Annotated in this window: 18 protein-coding genes; 8 read left to right on the top strand and 10 right to left on the bottom strand. The window is 67.0% G+C overall.

Translation table 11 applies throughout. The features are described from left to right. Nucleotides 1–3 precede the first annotated feature (3 nt). From folE to RH91_RS17410, 3 genes are read left to right on the top strand one after another with little or no spacing between them, the layout of a single operon-like run. Nucleotides 4–624 (top strand): GTP cyclohydrolase I FolE, encoded by a 621-nt coding sequence (folE, locus tag RH91_RS17420; protein ID WP_010164340.1) that lies wholly within the window; start codon nt 4–6, stop codon nt 622–624. Beyond that, nucleotides 624–1,376 carry an SDR family oxidoreductase gene (locus RH91_RS17415; protein WP_010164338.1) on the top strand — a complete coding sequence of 251 codons (753 nt, stop codon included), beginning with the start codon at nt 624–626 and terminating at the stop codon, nt 1,374–1,376. Before folE ends, RH91_RS17415 begins: the two co-directional genes overlap by 1 nt. Then, nucleotides 1,376–1,735, top strand: a complete 360-nt coding sequence (locus RH91_RS17410; RefSeq protein WP_010164336.1) for a dihydroneopterin aldolase — start codon at nt 1,376–1,378, stop codon at nt 1,733–1,735. The genes RH91_RS17415 and RH91_RS17410 overlap by 1 nt, the downstream gene beginning before the upstream one ends. A gap of 147 nt (nt 1,736–1,882) precedes the next feature. Here RH91_RS17410 and leuA read toward each other — a convergent pair whose 3' ends face one another. Continuing rightward, complete coding sequence (leuA, locus tag RH91_RS17405; RefSeq protein WP_010164334.1) at nt 1,883–3,541, bottom strand: 2-isopropylmalate synthase; 1,659 nt, start codon at nt 3,539–3,541, stop codon at nt 1,883–1,885. Between the two features lie 230 nt (nt 3,542–3,771). On the opposite strand from leuA, the gene RH91_RS17400 reads away from it, so the two are divergent. Then, a complete protein-coding gene (locus RH91_RS17400; RefSeq protein ID WP_010164332.1) occupies nt 3,772–4,164 on the top strand; it encodes a BLUF domain-containing protein in 393 nt (130 codons plus the stop codon). 46 nt (nt 4,165–4,210) lie between these two features. Here RH91_RS17400 and RH91_RS17395 read toward each other — a convergent pair whose 3' ends face one another. From RH91_RS17395 to miaA, 5 genes are all read right to left on the bottom strand, one after another. Then, nucleotides 4,211–4,831: a YceI family protein gene (locus RH91_RS17395; protein WP_010164330.1), complete on the bottom strand. Its 621-nt coding sequence runs from the start codon at nt 4,829–4,831 to the stop codon at nt 4,211–4,213. A gap of 271 nt (nt 4,832–5,102) precedes the next feature. Next, complete coding sequence (gene ilvC, locus RH91_RS17390; protein WP_010164328.1) at nt 5,103–6,122, bottom strand: ketol-acid reductoisomerase; 1,020 nt, start codon at nt 6,120–6,122, stop codon at nt 5,103–5,105. A 119-nt stretch (nt 6,123–6,241) separates the two neighbouring features. Next, nucleotides 6,242–6,757 carry an acetolactate synthase small subunit gene (ilvN, locus tag RH91_RS17385; protein ID WP_010217549.1) on the bottom strand — a complete coding sequence of 172 codons (516 nt, stop codon included), beginning with the start codon at nt 6,755–6,757 and terminating at the stop codon, nt 6,242–6,244. A 197-nt stretch (nt 6,758–6,954) separates the two neighbouring features. After that, entirely contained in the window at nt 6,955–8,706 is a 1,752-nt protein-coding gene (locus RH91_RS17380; protein WP_010164325.1) for an acetolactate synthase 3 large subunit, read from the bottom strand. Between the two features lie 74 nt (nt 8,707–8,780). After that, the gene (miaA, locus tag RH91_RS17375) at nt 8,781–9,710 is read right to left on the bottom strand and encodes a tRNA (adenosine(37)-N6)-dimethylallyltransferase MiaA (protein ID WP_010164324.1); all 930 of its coding nucleotides are present in this window, start codon (nt 9,708–9,710) and stop codon (nt 8,781–8,783) included. Between miaA and serB the strand changes: the two genes are divergently transcribed. After that, a complete protein-coding gene (gene serB / locus RH91_RS17370; protein ID WP_010164323.1) occupies nt 9,703–10,584 on the top strand; it encodes a phosphoserine phosphatase SerB in 882 nt (293 codons plus the stop codon). The genes miaA and serB overlap by 8 nt on opposite strands. 70 nt (nt 10,585–10,654) lie before the next feature. On the opposite strand, the gene RH91_RS17365 is transcribed toward serB, so the two are convergent. Beyond that, entirely contained in the window at nt 10,655–11,590 is a 936-nt protein-coding gene (locus RH91_RS17365) for an SPOR domain-containing protein (protein WP_010164322.1), read from the bottom strand. Nucleotides 11,591–11,758: 168 nt separating this feature from the next. On the opposite strand from RH91_RS17365, the gene RH91_RS17360 reads away from it, so the two are divergent. The 3 genes from RH91_RS17360 to RH91_RS17350 are packed head-to-tail and all read left to right on the top strand — an operon-like array spanning nt 11,759 to nt 14,374. Continuing rightward, the gene (locus tag RH91_RS17360) at nt 11,759–12,475 is read left to right on the top strand and encodes a ParA family protein (protein WP_010164321.1); all 717 of its coding nucleotides are present in this window, start codon (nt 11,759–11,761) and stop codon (nt 12,473–12,475) included. Nucleotide 12,476: 1 nt separating this feature from the next. Next, on the top strand, nt 12,477–13,037 hold the full coding sequence (locus RH91_RS17355; protein ID WP_010164320.1) for a hypothetical protein: 561 nt from the start codon (nt 12,477–12,479) through the stop codon (nt 13,035–13,037). Then, complete coding sequence (locus tag RH91_RS17350) at nt 13,034–14,374, top strand: SPOR domain-containing protein (protein ID WP_010164318.1); 1,341 nt, start codon at nt 13,034–13,036, stop codon at nt 14,372–14,374. Before RH91_RS17355 ends, RH91_RS17350 begins: the two co-directional genes overlap by 4 nt. A 12-nt stretch (nt 14,375–14,386) precedes the next feature. Here RH91_RS17350 and RH91_RS17345 read toward each other — a convergent pair whose 3' ends face one another. From RH91_RS17345 to RH91_RS17335, 3 genes are all read right to left on the bottom strand, one after another. After that, nucleotides 14,387–15,457: a PA0069 family radical SAM protein gene (locus RH91_RS17345; protein ID WP_010164317.1), complete on the bottom strand. Its 1,071-nt coding sequence runs from the start codon at nt 15,455–15,457 to the stop codon at nt 14,387–14,389. Nucleotides 15,458–15,580: 123 nt separating this feature from the next. After that, nucleotides 15,581–16,816: a dihydroorotase gene (locus tag RH91_RS17340; protein WP_010164316.1), complete on the bottom strand. Its 1,236-nt coding sequence runs from the start codon at nt 16,814–16,816 to the stop codon at nt 15,581–15,583. Further along, complete coding sequence (locus RH91_RS17335; protein ID WP_010164315.1) at nt 16,813–17,799, bottom strand: aspartate carbamoyltransferase catalytic subunit; 987 nt, start codon at nt 17,797–17,799, stop codon at nt 16,813–16,815. Before RH91_RS17335 ends, RH91_RS17340 begins: the two co-directional genes overlap by 4 nt. Nucleotides 17,800–17,820: the final 21 nt, after the last annotated feature.

The raw sequence follows: 17,820 nt of genomic DNA, 5'->3' as shown, positions 1-17,820 counted from the left end.
ACGATGAACGATCACAGCAGCGGCCCGGATGACGGCGACGTGGTGGCCGCGCCGGCCAAGATCCCGGTGCCCGACGACGTGGCCGAAGCGGTCCGGACGCTGATCCGCTGGGCCGGGGACGACCCCAGCCGCGAGGGACTGATCGAGACGCCGCAGCGAGTCGCGCGCGCGTGGAAGGAATATTGCATCGGATATCAGGATGATCCGGCGGTCCACCTCGCGCGCGTGTTCGAGGAAGTGGGCGGCTATGACGAGATCGTGCTGCTCAAGGACATTCCGTTCCAGTCGCATTGCGAACATCACATGGCGCCGATCATCGGCAAGGCGCATATCGCCTATCTGCCGTCGGACTGGGTCGTCGGAATCTCCAAATTGGCACGCGTGCTCCACGCCTATGCGCGCCGCCTGCAGGTGCAGGAGCGGCTGACTGCCGAAGTCGCCAACTGCATCTGGGAAAATCTCAAGCCGCTTGGCGTCGCGGTGGTGATCGAGGCGAGCCATGCGTGCATGACCGCGCGCGGCGTACGGACGCCGGGTGTCACGATGGTGACGAGCCGGATGATGGGCGTGTTCCGCGATGACGAACGCAGCCGGAAGGAAATTCTCGCGCTGATGGGCTGCTGATGCAGGCGGCACGAACGGTCTTGGTGACCGGCGCGGCACGGCGCCTCGGGGCGACGATCGCGCGGCACCTGGCGGGGGAAGGGTGGCGGGTGGCGATCCATCACCACCATTCGGCCGGGGACGCCGAGGCGCTTGCCGGGGCATTGCCGGGGTCGGTCGTGCTGACCGGGGACCTGGCCGATCCGGCGATGCCGGAGGCGCTGGTCGCGGCGGCGCGCGCCGCGTTCGGCGCGCCGTTGATGGCGGTCGTCAACAGTGCGTCTCTGTTCGACTACGACACGCCGCCGGACGTCTCCGCGGCATCGCTCCAGCGCCATGCGCGCGTCAATCTCGATGCGCCGGTGCTGCTCGCCTGCGCGCTCGCACGCCAGGACGATGTTGCGGGGGGCGCGGTGGTCGACGTGCTCGACCAGAAGGTCGCCAATCTGAACCCCGATTTCTTCGCCTATAGCTGCGCCAAGGTCGCGCTCACTGGCGCGACGACGATGCTCGCGCAGGCGCTGGGGCCGCGCATCCGCGTCAACGCGGTATCGCCCGGTCTGACGCTGCCGAGCGCGGACCAGACCGATGCCGAATTTGCTGCAGTCGCGTCCCGGAACGTGCTGCGCCGCCCGGTCGATCCGGAGGATGTCGCGCGTGCGGTCGCGTTCCTGCTCGATGCGCGCGGAATCGTCGGCCAGAATCTTTTCGTCGATTGCGGGCAGCATTTCGTGCAGTTACCGCGCGACGTGATGTTCGAAGGTCGGGTATGATGGCGACGGTCCGGTTCACGACGATCCTCGAACGGCTCGAACTGACGATGGGGTTGGGCATCCACCCCGGCGAACGCGCCGCACCGCAGCGCGTGATCGTGTCGGTGCGGATGCAGGTCGCTTACCCCACGCCACCCGCCGACGACCGGATCGAGCAGGTGCTCGACTACGACTTCGTCCGCAGCGGGATCCGCGCGCTGGTCGCGGATCGGCACTTCGACCTGCAGGAGACGCTGTGCGAGGCGATCGCCGCGCTGTGCTTCACCGACCCCCGCGTCGAGCTGGTGACGGTGCGGACGAGCAAGCCCGACGTCTATCCCGACGCCGCCGTGGGGTGCGAGATCGAACGCGAGCGATAGCGGCCGCAACCACCGCCACCGCTCCCGCTTCTACTTCCCCGGCGAAGGCCGGGGCCCAGTAGAGAGACAGATTGTCATAGCAAGCGGTCGCCAGTTACTTCCGTCATCGCTCCTGGGCCCCGGCCTTCGCCGGGGAAGAAGTGCTAGCTAAACCCGGTTCGCCGCGCTCAGCACCGCGCGAACGCTCGCCGTCGCGACGTCGGCATCGATCCCGACGCCGAACACTGTCCGCCCGTCCGGCGTGCGGCATTCGACATAGGCGGCGGCCTGCGCATCCGCGCCGTGGCCGATCGCATGCTCGTTATAGTCCACCACGTCGAGCGTCGGCCCGGTCGAGCCTTCCAGCGCGGCGATCACGCCCGAGATCAACCCGTTGCCCCGCCCCGAGATCGACTGCTCGGTCCCGTCCACCGCGACATGCCCGACGAACAACCGGTCCCCGACGCTCCCGCTTTCCTGATAATCGACCAGCCGGAAGCGATCCGCCTCGCGCGCCAGATAGGTCGCCTCGAACTGCCCCCAGATATCGGCGGCGTTCAATTCGCGGCTGGTTTCGTCCGCAAGCCGCTGGACGTGGCGGCTGAAGTCCGCCTGCAACCGTTTGGGCAGCTTCAACCCCTTGTCCTGCTCGATCACCCAGGCGACGCCGCCCTTGCCGCTTTGCGAATTGACGCGGATCACCGCCTCGTAGCTGCGCCCGAGGTCGGCCGGGTCGATCGGCAGATAGGGGACTTCCCACAAGGGATCGTTCTTGGCGTCCTGCGCGGCGAAGCCCTTCTTGATCGCGTCCTGATGGCTGCCGGAGAAGGCGGTGAACACCAGCTCGCCCGCATAGGGCGTGCGCGGATGTACGGGCAATTGCGTGCAATAATTGACCGTGCTGACGATTCCGTCGATGTCCGAGAAGTCGAGCCTGGGATCGACGCCTTGCGTGTACATGTTGAGCGCAACCGTCACGAGGTCGCAATTGCCGGTCCGCTCGCCATTCCCCAGCAGGCACCCCTCGACCCGGTCCGCGCCCGCCATCAGCCCGAGCTCGGCGGCGGCGACGCCGGTGCCGCGGTCGTTGTGCGGGTGCAGGCTCAGCGCGACGCATTCGCGGTTCCGGATGTTGCGGCCGAACCATTCGATCTGGTCGGCATAGACGTTGGGCGTCGCGCACTCGACCGTCGCGGGCAGGTTGAGGATCAGTTTGTGGTCGGGCGTCGGCCGCAACACGTCCATCACCGCCTCGCAGACCTCGAGCGAGAAATCGAGCTCTGCGGTCGAGAAGGTTTCGGGGCTATATTCGAAAAACCAGTCGGTGTCGGGCTGCGCGGCGGCCTGATCGCGCAGGATCATCGCACCGTCGATCGCGATCCGCTTGACCTCGTCGCGCGTCATCCCGAACACGATCTTGCGCCACGCCGGGCTCACCGCATTGTACAGATGGACGATCGCGCGCGGCGCCCCGCGGAGCGACTCGAAACTGCGCTCGATCAGGTCGCGCCGCGACTGCGTCAGCACCTGAATCAGCGTGTCGTCGGGGATCCGGCCCGACTGGACCAGCCCCGAGATGAAGTCGAACTCGGTCGCGCCCGCCGCGGGAAACCCGACCTCGATCTCCTTGATCCCGACCTTGACGATCAGGTCGAACATCCGCGTCTTCTTCTCGGCGTCCATCGGATCGATCAACGCCTGGTTGCCGTCGCGCAGGTCGGTCGACAGCCAGCGCGGCGCGGTGTCGATGATCCGCGACGGCCATTGCCGGTCGGGCAGCGTAATCTGCGGGAAGGGACGGTATTTGGTCGAAGGGTCGCGCAGCATGATGGGTCTCGTCAATAAGATGGACGGGATTGGATCAGGCCCTCAGGCGCGTCGTGCGCAACGGCGCACGGGGTCGGTTCGCGCCTAAGGGCGCGTAAGTCGAAGCAGCGGGAGAGGGAGCACGGTCGCCATACCACTTTGGTAGCGCGCGCACCGCAGCACTGTCCAGCCCGATCGAAGGATGATTTGCATCAATGTCGTTTTCGACATCTTGTGATAGGCCGCAGCGAATGCGTCAGATCATCTATACCAGCGTCACGACCACAGCGAGTGGGCGGGCATCGGACGATTGTGCGGCGATCCTGCGCGTTGCCGCGGCCCGCAATGGTCTGGATGGCATCACCGGGCTGCTCTATACCGAGGACGCCTCGTACCTCCAGACGATCGAAGGGCCAGAGGAGAGCGTCGCGGAGCTGTTCGCCGACATCAGCGCGGATCCGCGCCACCGCGACATCAAGATCCTGGTTGACCGTGCGGTCGAGGAGCGCGAGTTCGGCGACTGGATGCTGGTCCACCGCGACCGGCGCGAGACGACCGATGCGTTCGACCGGCGGCTGCATGTGCTGCTGCGCGGCGTGTCGCCCGAAACCGCGGACTATTTCCGCGCCTTGGTAGACGCCTGAACGCCGCGACGTCCGGCGGGGTCTCCGCCGGACGTCGCGTACGGGATCAGGACGCGTCGAACCCGGCGTTGATGACCAGGTCGACCTTGTCCGAGACGAGCGGCAGGTAGCCGTTCACGCCGAAATCGCTGCGCTTGATCGAGGTCGTCGCCGAGAAGCCGACGACGGTCTTGTGCGCGCCGAACAGCGACGGGCCCGCGCCGATGAACTTGGCGTTGAGCACGACCGGCTTGGTCACGCCGCGCAGCGTCAGATTGCCCGCGATCGTCGCGGTCATGCCGGTGACGGTGACCTTGGTCGAGACGAAGCGGCCCTCGGGGAACTTGGCGGCATCGAAGAAGTCCGCGGTCTTGAGATGCGCGTCGAGCGCGGCGACAGTGGTCGAGACCTTGTCGATCGGGAAGACGATATCGACCTTGTCCTTCGTGGCATCGCGCGGATCGAGCGTCAACGTGCCGGTTGGCTGCGTGAACTGGCCGCTATATTCGCTGAAACCCAGGTGGTTGAGCGTGAACACGACCTGCGTGTGCGCGGAATCGACCTTGTACGTCCCGGCGGCGACCTTGGAGAGGGTGCGCGTGCCGGGCGGGGTGGTCGGCATCTGCGCGACGAGCGGGGCGGCCGCGATGGCTGCGATCGCGGCGAGGAAGAGGGGGGTGCGCTGCATGGGGATACTCCTGTTGGAGGATCGCCTTGGGGCACCGGGTGGCGGTGGAACAAGCAACGTTTTGGCAACGGACGGTTTCTTGCGCGGGATGGGGGCGGTACGGGGGGGCTAGATACGGGGGCGTTGCGCTGCTGGACTGCCCCACCCCAACCCCTCCCCTGAAGGGGAGGGGCTTTTTTCCGCGCTCTTCTTCTTCTTAGCCCCTCCCCTTCAGGGGAGGGGTTGGGGTGGGGCAGTGCCTCGCAGAGAACCACCCCCCCGCCAAAAACCCTCAGTTCTTGTCCTTGTCCACCAGCTTGTTCGCCCCGATCCACGGCATCATCGCGCGCAGCTCCGCGCCGACCTTCTCGATCGGATGCGCCGCCGCCGCCTTGCGCGCCGCCTTCAGCTCGGGCTGCCCCGCGCGGTTGTCGAGCACGAAGTTCTTCACGAACCGCCCGCCCTGGATGTCCGCCAGCACGCGCTTCATCTCCGCCTTGGTCTCCGGCGTGATGATCCGCGGCCCCGTGGTGATGTCGCCATATTCGGCGGTGTTGCTGATCGAATAGCGCATGTTGGCGATGCCGCCCTCATACAGCAGGTCGACGATCAGCTTGGTCTCGTGGAGGCACTCGAAATACGCCATTTCCGGAGCATAGCCCGCCTCGACCAACGTCTCGAACCCGGCCTGGATCAGATGCGTGATCCCGCCGCACAGCACCGCCTGCTCGCCGAAAAGGTCGGTCTCGCACTCTTCCTTGAAGTTGGTCTCGATGATGCCCGAACGGCCACCACCGACGCCCGACGCATAGGCAAGCCCGATGTCATGCGCGTTGCCGCTCTTGTCCTGGTGGATCGCGATCAGGCAGGGGACGCCGCCGCCCTTGACGTATTCGCTGCGCACGGTGTGGCCGGGGCCCTTGGGCGCGATCATGATGACGTCGAGGTCTTCACGCGGCTCGATCAGGCCGAAATGCACGTTGAGGCCGTGGGCGAACGCAATCGTCGCGCCCTGCTTGAGGTTCGCGTGGAGATCGTCCGCATAGATCGCGGCCTGATGCTCGTCGGGGGCGAGGATCATCGTGATGTCGGCCCAGGCGGCGGCCTCGGCATTGGTCATCACCTTGAAGCCCGCGTCGGTCGCCTTCTTCGCCGTCGCGGAGCCGGAGCGAAGCGCGATCGCGATGTCCTTGACGCCGGAGTCGCGCAGGTTCTGCGCATGCGCGTGGCCCTGACTGCCATAGCCGACGATCGCGATCTTCTTGCCCGCGATCAGGTTCAGATCGGCATCGGCATCATAATAAACGCGCATGGTATCTTAGCTCCTAAGGGTCGTCACCCCGGCCTCGTGCCGGGGTCCACCGCGCCTCACGCACGGTGGAGTGTTGGATAGGTGGACCCCGGCACGGGGCCGGGGGGACGGAACTCTGTTTAAACCGCCTTCGCGCCGCGAGCCATTGCGACGATCCCGGTACGGGCGACCTCGCACAGCCCGACCTCGCGCATCAGCGTGACGAAGGTGTCGATCTTCTCGCGCCCGCCGGTCACTTCGAACACGAAGCTGGTCGTCGTCGCATCGACCACGCGCGCGCGGTAGACATCCGCCAGGCGCAGCGCCTCGATCCGGTGATCGCCGACCCCCGACACCTTGAGCAGCGCCAGCTCGCGCTCGACATGCGGCCCGAGCGCAGTGAGATCCGTGACCGAATGCACCGGGATCAGCCGGTCGAGCTGCGCGAGGATCTGCTCCATCGTCGCATCGCTTGCGGACGTGACGATCGTAATCCGGCTGACCGCCTTGTCCGCGGTGACGTCGGACACGGTCAGGCTCTCGATATTATAGCCGCGCGCGGTGAACAGCCCCGCGATCCGCGCGAGGATGCCGGGTTCGTTGTCGACCATCACCGCCAGCGTATGGCGGGAGGCTTTTTCCTGGGTGATGTGCATGTCTTATCCTGTGGCGCCGGTCGGGCGAACGGGTTCGGCCAAAAACTTCGTCACCCCGGGCGTGTCCCGGGGTCCACCGCGCCGTTCGACCAACGGCTGGCGGAGACGGACCACGGTGGACCCCGGGACGAGCCCGGGGTGACGTGGAGGAGGCGAGCACCGTCCGGCCATCGCGCTCCTGCAAAACGCTGCCTCCATCACACCAGCGCCTTCGCTTCGTCGTCCATCTCGCCCGAGACTTCGCTCGCCTGCAGCAGCATCTCGGTATGCGCGGCCCCGCTCGGAATCATCGGGAAGCAGTTCGCCAGTTTCGTCACCCGGCAATCGACGATCACCGGCCCGTCATGATCGAGCATCGCCGCGATCCCGTCGTCGAGCTCGCCCATCGTCTGGATGCGAATGCCCTTCCAGCCATAGGCTTCGCCGAGCTTCACGAAGTCCGGCAGCGCGTCGCTGTAGCTTTCCGAATAACGGCTCGAATAGGTCAGCTCCTGCCACTGGCGGACCATCCCCATATATTCGTTGTTGAGGATGAAGATCTTGACCGGCAGGCGATATTGCGAGGCGGTCCCCAGCTCCTGGATGTTCATCTGGATCGAGGCTTCGCCCGCGATGTCGATCACCAGCGCCTTGGGGTTGCCGATCTGCGCGCCGATCGCGGCGGGCAGGCCATAGCCCATCGTGCCGAGACCGCCCGAGGTCAGCCACTTGTTCGGCGCTTCGAACCCGAAATGCTGTGCCGCCCACATCTGGTGCTGGCCGACTTCGGTCGTGATGATCGGATTGCGCTTGTGCGTCGCCTCCCACAACGCGCGGATCGCACGCTGCGGCATGATGTCGCTCGGCAGGTCGGTGAAGGCGAGGCTCTGCTTGTCGCGCCATTCCTCGATCATCGTCCACCATTCGCGCAGATCGGGCTTGGGGTGGCGGCGTGCCTTGAACACGCGGACCATGTCCTCGAGCGCATGGCCGACGTCAGCGACGATCGGCAGGTCCACGCGCACGTTCTTGTTGATCGACGACCGGTCGATATCGACGTGGATTTTCCGCGAGTTGGGGCTGAACGCATCGAGCCGCCCGGTGACGCGGTCGTCGAACCGCGCGCCGAGGCAGACGACGAGGTCCGCCTTGTTCATCGCCATGTTGGCTTCATAGGTGCCGTGCATCCCGAGCATCCCGAGCCACTGCGAGCCGGTCGCCGGATAGGCCCCCAGGCCCATCAGCGTCGACGTCACCGGCGCGCCGCTGATCCGCGCGAGCTCGCACAGCAACTGGCTCGCTGCCGGCCCTGCGTTGATGATCCCGCCGCCGGTATAGAGGATCGGGCGTTCGGCGGCGGCGAGCATGTCCATCGCCGCCTCGATGCTCGGCTGGTCGGCTTTGATCTGCGGGCGATAAGTCTTGTGCCGGATCGGGCCGGGCTTGGTGTAGCGCGCGGTCGCGACCTGCACGTCCTTGGGGATGTCGACCACCACCGGGCCGGGGCGACCCGAGGTTGCGATATAGAACGCCTCGTGGATCGTCGCGCCAAGCTTGGCGGGGTCCTTCACCAGGTAATTATGCTTCGAACAGTGGCGCGTGATGCCCACCGTGTCGGCTTCCTGGAACGCGTCGGTCCCGATCAGCGCAGTCGGCACCTGCCCGGTGATGACCACCATCGGGATCGAATCCATCAGCGCATCGGTGATCCCGGTCACGGCATTGGTCGCGCCGGGGCCCGAGGTCACGAGCACCACGCCGGGCTTGCCGGTCGAGCGCGCATAGCCCTCGGCGGCATGCGTTGCGGCCTGTTCGTGGCGGACGAGGATGTGCTTGATCCGGCCGGAGCGGAACAGCGCGTCGTAGATCGGCAACACCGCACCACCGGGGTAGCCGAACACGACCTCCACGCCGAGATCGCACAGCGCCTCGATCAGGATGTCGGCTCCACTCTTCTCGGTCACGGTCATTCTCCTCGTCGGCGATGCTGCGCGGCAGCAACGGGAAAAGCGCGGCTATAGGTATGAAACGTGCGTGTCAACCTTTATAGATGAAACAATATGTCGAATATCCGCATTCTATCGGAATTTTGTGACTCATTTATTCTGGTCCAGTTTGGCGGGGGCTGGTTGCGGAACCAGGTATATTGCCGCTTGGCATATTGCCGCGTTGCCAGCCGCAACGCTTCCAGCGTCTGTTCCCGCGAGCTGGTGCCGGCCAAGAAGGCGGCGAGCGCGGGCACGCCGATCGCCCTGCGGATCGGCGCATCGTCAGGGATATCGTTTCGTTGCAATAGGATACGGACCTCCTCGACCGCGCCGTCGTCAAACATCGCAGCGGCGCGCGCATCGCACCGTTCGAACAGCCAGTCCCGCTCGGGCAGCAGCACGACCGCGCTCTGTGCAACCTTCGCTGCGATCCCGCCGCTTCGCTCCGCCTGCCACGCCGCGAGCGGACGCCCGGTCGAGCGCACCACCTCGAGCGCGCGCGCCACCCGCGTCGTATCCGCCGCGGCGAGCAGCGCCGCCGCCGCCGGGTCGGCGTGCGCCAGCGCGGCATGCGCCTCCGCCACCGGCATCGCGCGGACCGCGGCGCGGATCGCGGGGTCGATCTCGGGCACCGGCGCGATTCCGTCGAGCAGTGTGCGCAGATACAGCCCGGTCCCGCCGACCAGCACCGGCAGCTTTCCCGCCGCGTGCGCCGCGGCCACCTCCGCGCGCGCCGCGTCCGCCCAGCGCGCGGCGGAACAGGCCTCCGCCCCGTCGATATGCCCGAACAACCGATGCGGCACCCGCGCCTCGTCGGCGGGGGAGGGGCGCGCGGTCAGGATCCGCAAGTCGCGATAGACCTGCGCCGAATCGGCGTTGATGACGATCCCGTCGTGCGCTTCGGCGACCGCGATCGCGAGCGCGGACTTGCCGCTGGCGGTCGGCCCTGCGATGAGCGCGAGCTTCGGGAGATCGTCTGTGTTCATTGCCACGCTGATAGCATCCGGGCGGCTAAGCGCTGCCGATATTTCGACCGCGCGCGACCGGCTCGATTCGGCGGGCTGTTCCGCGGTCGCGGATGGCTGGATCGAACCGGGGCAGGCGGCGGACGTGATGTTCGCAACCGCGCCCGATGCCGCGCGCCGGGCGCTCGAGGGGGCGTTCCCCGGGGTCGACGTGATCGTCCAGCAGGCCGAGGGCCGCGAGAAGCGGTTGCTGGTCGCCGACATGGATTCGACCATGATCACGGTCGAGTGCATCGACGAGCTCGCCGATTATGCGGGCATCAAGCCGCAGATCGCCGGGATCACCGAAGCAGCGATGCGCGGCGAGCTCGATTTCGAGGCGGCGCTAGATGCGCGGGTCGCGCTGCTCGCCGGGCTCGACGAGCGCGTCATCGCACAGTGCCTTGCAGACCGGGTGGTGAACATGCCCGGTGCCGAGACGCTCGTCCGCACGATGCGCGCGCGCGGGGCGACCGCGATCCTCGTGTCGGGCGGGTTCACCCGCTTCGCCGAGCCGGTCGCCGAGCGTCTGGGCTTCCATTACGCGATCGCCAACCGCCTCGAGATCGCGGACGGCGCGCTGACCGGCCGGGTCGAGCGCCCGATCGTCGGCGCGCATACCAAGCTCGACACGCTGCGCGCGGCGGCGGCGGACCTTGGGCTTCCGCCCGAGGCGACGCTCGCGGTAGGCGATGGCGCGAACGACCTGCGGATGATCGAGGCGGCGGGGCTGGGGGTGGCGTTCAAGGCCAAGCCGATCGTCGCGGCGGCGGCCGGCGCACGGATCGACCACGGTGACCTGACCGCGCTGCTCTACGCGCAGGGGATCGCGCGCGCGGAATGGGTCGCGGGGTGAGGGACGGGGGGCAGCGGGCTACGACGCCAACGCCGCTCAAGCGAAAGTTTCTCCCGCGCTAAGGGCAGGCCTAGCGCGGCACCGCCACGCACGGCCTTACCGTACCACAAGCGTGCGTCGCCGCTGCGCTTGACGGATAGGGCCCCGCCAGCACGCGAGTCAGCGTGCCCGCCTTGACGTAGCTGACGCTTGTACCGGCAAACCGCGCTGCCATCTGGGTCCACAGCCGCCGCGCATTCGCGGGGTCGCCGAACGCGCCGAGCTGGACGCGCCAGTTCCCCTGCGACGATGGCACAGTCGGCGCGGGCGGGCGCACCGCCGGTTTGCGCGGGGTTTCCACCAGCGCGGTCTTTGATCGCGGGAGATCGTCCGCGCGAACCTTGGCGACCGCAACGGGGCGCGCGGACTCGGCTGGCATCTGCGGCCGGCGTGCCTCGGCTTCATACTGGCGCGCGAGTTCGAGCCCCTGTTGACGCTGCGCGACCGGAACCGCCCGGTCCATTTCGGCCTGGACCTCGGAGGCATGCGGCGTGTCCGCGGCGGCGGAGCGAACCAGCAGCGCATACGCGCGCGGCCAGTCCCGCGCCACGCTGTCGCCATTGAACAACATCGTCCCCAGCACGAGTTGCGCGCGCGGCTCGCCACGATGCGCCGCCTTCTCGAGCCATGGGAGTGCCTCGCTCCGTTTGCCCGCGTCGAACAGCACCAGCCCGTATTTGGCAATCGCAGCGACATGATCCTGTAGCGCCGCCTTGTGGAACCAGCCCGTCGCGACGGACCGATCAGCCGGCATGCCGCGACCAAGCATATAGGCCTGCGCCAGGTTGAACTGCGCATCGGCATCGCCCCCTTCGGCGGCGGGCCGCCATGCCGCGACGGCGGTGCGATAATCCCCCTTGCTCCAGGCATCGACCCCGTCGCGAACGTCGGCACGCGCGGGCGCGAGCGGGACGATCAGCCCGATCGCGCATAGCGCCGCGAGCGCCGTCTTGCCTGGCAGGTACATTGTCTTGGTCCCGGATCGAAAGCAGTTGCCCCCTCTCTATCCCGGTCATGGCAAAGAATTCGTTAGCCGTGGTTCTACCAAAGTATGAGGACGAACCCCGAAATTAACCGATTCTTGATGCATCGCTGGCACTCCACAATCTCGAACAGGCGGGAGTGAAAGAGGCTCATGCGCGTCCTTGCGATGGCATCACAAAAAGGCGGATCCGGCAAGACCACCTTGTCCGGGCATCTCGCCGTCCAGGCTCAGCTTGCGGGCGCGGGGCCGGTCGTCCTGATCGATATCGATCCGCAAGGGTCCCTGTCCGATTGGTGGAACGAACGAAGCGGCGAATTCCCCGCCTTCGCGCAGACCACGGTCGCGCGGCTCGCGGCCGATCTCGAGACCCTCCGCCAGCAGGGGTTCAAGCTCGCGATGATCGATACGCCGCCGGCGATCACGATGGCGATTCAAAGCGTGATCGCGGTCGCCGAGCTGATCGTCATTCCGACGCGCCCGAGCCCGCACGATCTGCGCGCGGTCGGCGCTACGGTTGATCTGTGCGAGCGCGCGGGCAAGCCGCTGCTCTTCGTCGTCAACGGCGCAACGGCCAAGGCGCGGATTACCTCGGAAGCGGCGGTCGCCTTGTCGCAGCATGGCACGGTCGCGCCGATCACGCTGCACCACCGCACCGATTTCGCCGCGTCGATGATCGATGGGCGCACCGTGATGGAAGTCGATCCGAAAAGCCGTTCGGCGGGGGAAGTCCGCGATCTGTGGACTTATATCTCGGACCGGCTGGAGAAGAATTTTCGGCGTACGGTGTTCGCGGTTCCGGCCGGGGTCAACGGCTATGCGACTCCTCGCCCGACGCAGGGCGGGTTCGGTCGCCGGGTGGTGAGCTGAGATGAGCGCCTTCGGTCAATCCAAGCCGCTCGCCTCGCTCTCGTCAACGTTGCTGGCGCGCAAGGGGCAGGCGAAACCCGCGATGCGGCCGCAAGGCTTTGGCGGGTTCGGATCGATGTCCAACAGTCAGGACGATCTTGGCTGGAATGACATGGGACCTGCCGAGACTGCCGCGCCGCCAGTACCGCCGCCCGCGGCTGTCGTTCCCCCGGTAATCGTCCAGCGCGAAGCGCTTCGTGAGGAACTTGAGACTTCCGTCGAGGCGATTGCCCCGGCACCCCGCACCGCGCGTGTGATCAAACTCAAGCCCGTATCGGTGGCGACCGCGACGCGGATTGGCCGGGAGACGCGCCAGAAGCACAGTCCGAAGGGATCGGGGCGCACCGCCTTCACGCTGCGGCTCGACCAGGATCGACACCTGCGGTTGCGGCTGGCGAGTGCGCTGCAGAATGCCTCCGCACAGGTCCTCGTTACCGAGGCGCTCGACCAATTCCTCCAGACCCTGCCCGAAGTCGAGGCACTGGTCGCCCAGTTGCCGACCCCGACCAAGCGAGTGAAATGATGAAGACCCGGCCCGCCATCTCTTTCGGTCCCTTCACACTGGCCCTTTCCGTGATGCTGCTGGGCGGGTCGATCGGCGCGGTCGCCACCTCGTCGATTGCCGCTGCCAGCGCGCGCGAACAGTCGCGCGCCGAGAAGCAAGCCCGGCGGGAGATCGGCAAGGCGCGCGGTGCACTGTCGCACCGGCAGTTCGCCGAGGCCATCTCGCATGCCGAGATGGCTGTGACGTTCGAGCCGAATGCCGCCGACTATCGGATGACGCTGGCACAGGGGTATCTCAAGGCGGGTCGGTTCCAGTCGGCGCGCGACGCCTTCGGCGACGCACTCATGCTCGATCCCACGAACGGCAAGGCGGCACTCCAGTTTGCGTTGATGCAGGTCGCCACCGGGGACTGGGCAAGTGCACGCGCGACGCTCGATTCGCACGCGACGATCATCCCGGTCAACGATCGTGGTCTGGCGCTGGCGCTTGCAGGCGATCCCGTCGCTGCGGTCGAAGTGCTTGGTACGGCAGCGCGGTCACCGGGGGCGGATGCCAAGACCCGGCAGAACCTGGCGCTCGCCCTGGCGCTTGCCGGCCGCTGGCGTGAGGCGCAGGTCGTCGTCGCGATCGACGTCGCACCGGCAGAGGTCGCGCACCGCTTGCTCGAATGGTCAACCTTCTCGCGCCCGACGTCCGCGTCGGACCAGGTTTCGGCGTTGCTAGGGATCATGCCGGTTGCCGATACAGGTCAACCGCAGGCAATAGCGCTCAGCCGCGCCGCAGCGCCGATGACGGCGGTCGCTGCAGCGGTTGCGCCGGTCGAAACGGCGCAGCCGGTCGAAGTTGCGGAGCAGCAACCCGCGGCAGCCGAGCGCACGCCGATAGTGGTGGCGGCAGTCGATCCGGTAGGGCCGACGATCGGCGGGGTCGTGTTCGCGCCCCACAGCGAGGTGGTCCAGACGGTTCCCACGCGGCGGGATGCGCGGGCGACGACGCCGGTGACGATGGCCCGGATTGCGGCGCTCCGCCCCGCTTTGGCGCATACTGCCAAACGCCCCGCAAAGGGCGGTTTTTACGTCCAACTTGGGGCCTATGACAGTCCCGCAGTCGCGCGTGACGCGTGGATCCGTGCCGCGCGCCGGTTCGCGGGGCTTGCGGGCCAGGTGCCGCAGGGCGCGGGGATTGCTGCCGGCGGGGCCAATTTCTATCGTCTGTCGGTCGGCGGCTTCGTCCGCGAGGATGCGGTTGCAATGTGCCGCGACTATCGCGCGCGCGGCGGCAATTGCTTTGTCCGAGCCGGTGCGGGCGATCAGGTCGCACTGTGGGCCAGAGGACGCGAGCTAGCGTCACGTTGACACGTCGCTCGCCTAGAACAGTTCGCCCTGCGGTCCGCTAGGCGGGCGAAACAGATCGGTACGCAGCGCGATCCGCTTCTGATCTAGGCCGTGCTTGCGGCAAGCGATCGTGAAGCGGGTGCGCAGCAGATCGGCCCACGGGCCGCTTCCGCGCATCCGGGTAAAGAAACCGGGATCATTCTCGCGCCCGTCCCGCAACGCCGCGATCGTCGCCATCACCTTTCCTGCGCGGTCGGGGAAATGCGCCTCCAACCACGCCTTGAACAATGGCGCGACCTCCCACGGGAGGCGCACCGGAATGAAGAAGGCCGCCTTTGCGCCCGCTTCAGCGGCAGCTTCCAGAATATGTTCGATCTCGTGATCGGTAATCGCCGGGATCACCGGCGCGATCGAGACATAGGTCGGAACACCTGCAGCCGTCAGCGCGCGGACGGCTGCCAGCCGCCGGTGCGGCGCCGGTGCGCGCGGCTCGAGCGTCATTGCGATTCGCGGATCGAGCGACGTGATCGAGAGCGCGACCGACACCAACTGGTCGGACGCCATCCGCGCGATCAGATCGATATCCCCGAGCACGCGATCGGACTTGGTCGTGATCGTCAGCGGGTGCCGCGTTTCCGCCAGGACTTCGAGGCAACCCCGGGTGATCCGCCACTCGGACTCGATCGGCTGATACGGATCGGTATTGGTGCCGAACGCAATCGGCGCAACCGTGTAGCCCGGCTTCGTGAGTTCCTTGCGGAGAAGGTCGGGGGCGTCGGGTTTGGCGAACAGGCGGCTTTCGAAATCCAGCCCGGGGGACAGGTCGTGATAGGCGTGGCTCGGTCGCGCGAAGCAGTAGATGCAACCGTGTTCGCACCCGCGATACGGATTGATCGAACGATCGAACCCGACGTCCGGCGACTGGTTGCGCGTGATGATGCTCCGCGCACGTTCGACCGTAACGGTGGTCCGGAGCGGCTGGGGGGCGCCATCGATACTTTCGCATTGGTCGAGCCAATCACCATCCGCCGCGCGCTCCGGCAGGACAAAGCGGCTACTCTGCGAGTTGATCGTGGCACCGCGATGAGGTCTTGCAGCCGGCATGATTGATTGTCGCACAACGACGCGAACAAAAAAAGAACAAACCGCAAGGCTACGCTAGGGTCGTCTGAAAAATCTGCATCGTTCGATAGTCGCGTGCGGGCGCTATCGTTAAACGTCCGGTCGTCAGCCGGGGATCGCGATCTCAGTCCCGCCCTTGAACAGCCGCCTGACCTTGCCCTCCACCGGAAGGCCATCGAACGGCGTATTCCCCGCCTTGGCGTGCAACCGGTCGCCCTCGATCTGCCAGGGGGCTTGCGGATCGCAAAGCAGCAGATCAGCCGGTGCGCCGGTTGCAAGCGTCCCTGTCTCCACCCCCAGCACCCGGGCCGGATTGGCGGCGAGCAAAGCGAACAGCCGGTCGAGCGTGACATGCTCGTCGCGCACCAGCCCGAGTCCAAGCGCAAGCAGGGTCTCGGCACCGGCCATTCCCGCCGCCGAATCGCCGAACGGCAGGCGTTTCTCCTCGGGGCCACGCGGATCGTGCGATGAACACAGCACGTCGATCGTTCCGTCCGCCAGAGCCAGCAGTGCGGCACGGCGGTCGTCCTCCTGCCGCAGCGGGGGCGAAATATGGGCAAAAGTTCGGAAATCGCTCATGGCGATATCGGAGAGGAGCAGGTGTGCGGGGGTGATCCCGCACGTCACGCGAACCCCACGCCGTTTCGCCGCGCGGACGAGCTCAAACCCGGCGGCGGTGGTTACGGTGCGCAAGTGCAGCGCCGCGCCGGTTTCCTCCGCCAGCATCAGGTCACGGGCGATCGCGAGGGCTTCCGCGACCGATGGCGCGGCGGCAAGCCCCATGCGAGTCGCGGTTTCGCCCGCCGTTGCCACGGCGCCCGCGGTGATTCCGCCGTCCTCCGCATGGGCGATGACGACCAGCCCCAGGTCGTTGGCATAGGACAGTACCTTGCGCATCACGCCCGAGTCCGCGATCCATCCCGCACCGGTGCCGACCGCGCGCGCACCAGCGTCGCGATTGATCGCCATTTCGGCGAGATCCTTTCCGGCCAGCCCGCGTGTCGCGGCAGCGATGGGATGGATCCACAGCCCGGGTCGCCCGATCAGCGCAGCGCGCTGAACCACGCCCGGATCGTCGAGAACGGGCGACTGGTCAGGCATCAGGCCGACCCGAACGATCCCGCCGGCATGAAAGGCGGGGACGTCGATTGCGAACACGCCGAGATCGACGATCGCGGGCGCGAGCACCAGTCCTGCGCAGTCGATCGTTTCGGCACCCTCGGGCACCTCGATCAATCCGGTTGCGGCGATGCGGTCGTCCGCGATCAGTACGCCACCGCGCGACACGCCTGCGACGGGGCACGCGAGCGTCGCATCAAGCAGCGCGATCATCCGGCTCATGCCCAGCCCGCCACGCCGCGCGACCGGCGAGTGAGTACGTCGAGGCACGCCATCCGCACCGCCACGCCCATCTCGACCTGTTCGGTGATGGCCGAGCGCGCGTGATCCGCGACGACCGAATCGATTTCGACGCCCCGGTTCATCGGGCCGGGGTGCATGACCAGCGCGTCCGGCTTGGCGAGCGCCAGGCGGCGTTCGGTGAGACCGTAGCGCAGATGATATTCGCGGTTCGATGGGACGAACCCGCCGTTCATCCGCTCGTTCTGAAGGCGCAGCATCATCACGACGTCCGCGCCCTCGAGCGCCTCGTCGAAATCGGTGAAGGGGGTGACGCCCATCCGTTCGATCGCAGCGGGCATCAGCGTCGTCGGCGCGCAAACCCGCACCTCGGCGGCGAGCGCGGTCAGTGAAAGGATGTTCGAGCGCGCGACGCGGCTGTGGAGCAGGTCGCCGCAGATCACCACGCGCTGCCCGGCGATCGTCCCGCGCCGCCGCCGGATCGTCAGCGCGTCGAGCAACGCCTGGGTCGGATGTTCGTGCTGTCCGTCGCCTGCGTTGAGCACCGGGCAATCGACCTTGCCCGCGATCAGCCGCACCGCGCCCGAGGACATGTGGCGAATGACGATCATGTCGGCGCGCATCGCGTTTAGCGTCATCGCGGTGTCGATCAGCGTCTCGCCCTTCTTCACGCTCGACTGCGCGGCGTGCATGTTGACGACGTCCGCGCCAAGCCGTTTCCCCGCGATCTCGAACGACAGCAAGGTGCGCGTGGAATTCTCGAAAAAGGCGTTGATCAGCGTCAGCCCGCCGAGCCTTTTGTCGCTGATCGCGCGGGTCCGGTTGGCGGCGACCCAGCCGTCCGCCTCATCGAGCAGGAACAGGATTTCATGCGGCTGCAGCCCCTCGATTCCCGTGAGGTGCCGGTGCGGGAACACGGCGCGGCCGGGAATGAGCGAGCCGGGGCGGTGATCGGAGCTTTGCATCGAGGGTGCCGGGTAGCGGGG

Source organism: Sphingomonas sp. PAMC 26617 (genome assembly GCF_000242835.1).
In the GTDB taxonomy this organism is placed as follows: domain Bacteria; phylum Pseudomonadota; class Alphaproteobacteria; order Sphingomonadales; family Sphingomonadaceae; genus Sphingomonas.
This window is presented reverse-complemented; position numbering and strand designations above follow the sequence as displayed.

Bases quoted from the DNA above. Each gene is read 5' to 3' on its own strand.
- RH91_RS17350 (WP_010164318.1), top strand. From the start codon at position 13,034: ATGATGAAGACCCGGCCCGCCATCTCTTTCGGTCCCTTCACACTGGCC.
- RH91_RS17380 (WP_010164325.1), bottom strand. From the start codon at position 8,706: ATGACCGTGACCGAGAAGAGTGGAGCCGACATCCTGATCGAGGCGCTG.
- RH91_RS17400 (WP_010164332.1), top strand. From the start codon at position 3,772: ATGCGTCAGATCATCTATACCAGCGTCACGACCACAGCGAGTGGGCGG.
- leuA (WP_010164334.1), bottom strand. From the start codon at position 3,541: ATGCTGCGCGACCCTTCGACCAAATACCGTCCCTTCCCGCAGATTACG.
- RH91_RS17355 (WP_010164320.1), top strand. From the start codon at position 12,477: ATGAGCGCCTTCGGTCAATCCAAGCCGCTCGCCTCGCTCTCGTCAACG.
- RH91_RS17410 (WP_010164336.1), top strand. From the start codon at position 1,376: ATGGCGACGGTCCGGTTCACGACGATCCTCGAACGGCTCGAACTGACG.
- RH91_RS17340 (WP_010164316.1), bottom strand. From the start codon at position 16,816: ATGAGCCGGATGATCGCGCTGCTTGATGCGACGCTCGCGTGCCCCGTC.
- miaA (WP_010164324.1), bottom strand. From the start codon at position 9,710: ATGAACACAGACGATCTCCCGAAGCTCGCGCTCATCGCAGGGCCGACC.
- ilvC (WP_010164328.1), bottom strand. From the start codon at position 6,122: ATGCGCGTTTATTATGATGCCGATGCCGATCTGAACCTGATCGCGGGC.
- RH91_RS17365 (WP_010164322.1), bottom strand. From the start codon at position 11,590: ATGTACCTGCCAGGCAAGACGGCGCTCGCGGCGCTATGCGCGATCGGG.
- folE (WP_010164340.1), top strand. From the start codon at position 4: ATGAACGATCACAGCAGCGGCCCGGATGACGGCGACGTGGTGGCCGCG.
- RH91_RS17360 (WP_010164321.1), top strand. From the start codon at position 11,759: ATGCGCGTCCTTGCGATGGCATCACAAAAAGGCGGATCCGGCAAGACC.
- RH91_RS17415 (WP_010164338.1), top strand. From the start codon at position 624: ATGCAGGCGGCACGAACGGTCTTGGTGACCGGCGCGGCACGGCGCCTC.
- RH91_RS17335 (WP_010164315.1), bottom strand. From the start codon at position 17,799: ATGCAAAGCTCCGATCACCGCCCCGGCTCGCTCATTCCCGGCCGCGCC.
- RH91_RS17345 (WP_010164317.1), bottom strand. From the start codon at position 15,457: ATGCCGGCTGCAAGACCTCATCGCGGTGCCACGATCAACTCGCAGAGT.
- RH91_RS17395 (WP_010164330.1), bottom strand. From the start codon at position 4,831: ATGCAGCGCACCCCCCTCTTCCTCGCCGCGATCGCAGCCATCGCGGCC.
- ilvN (WP_010217549.1), bottom strand. From the start codon at position 6,757: ATGCACATCACCCAGGAAAAAGCCTCCCGCCATACGCTGGCGGTGATG.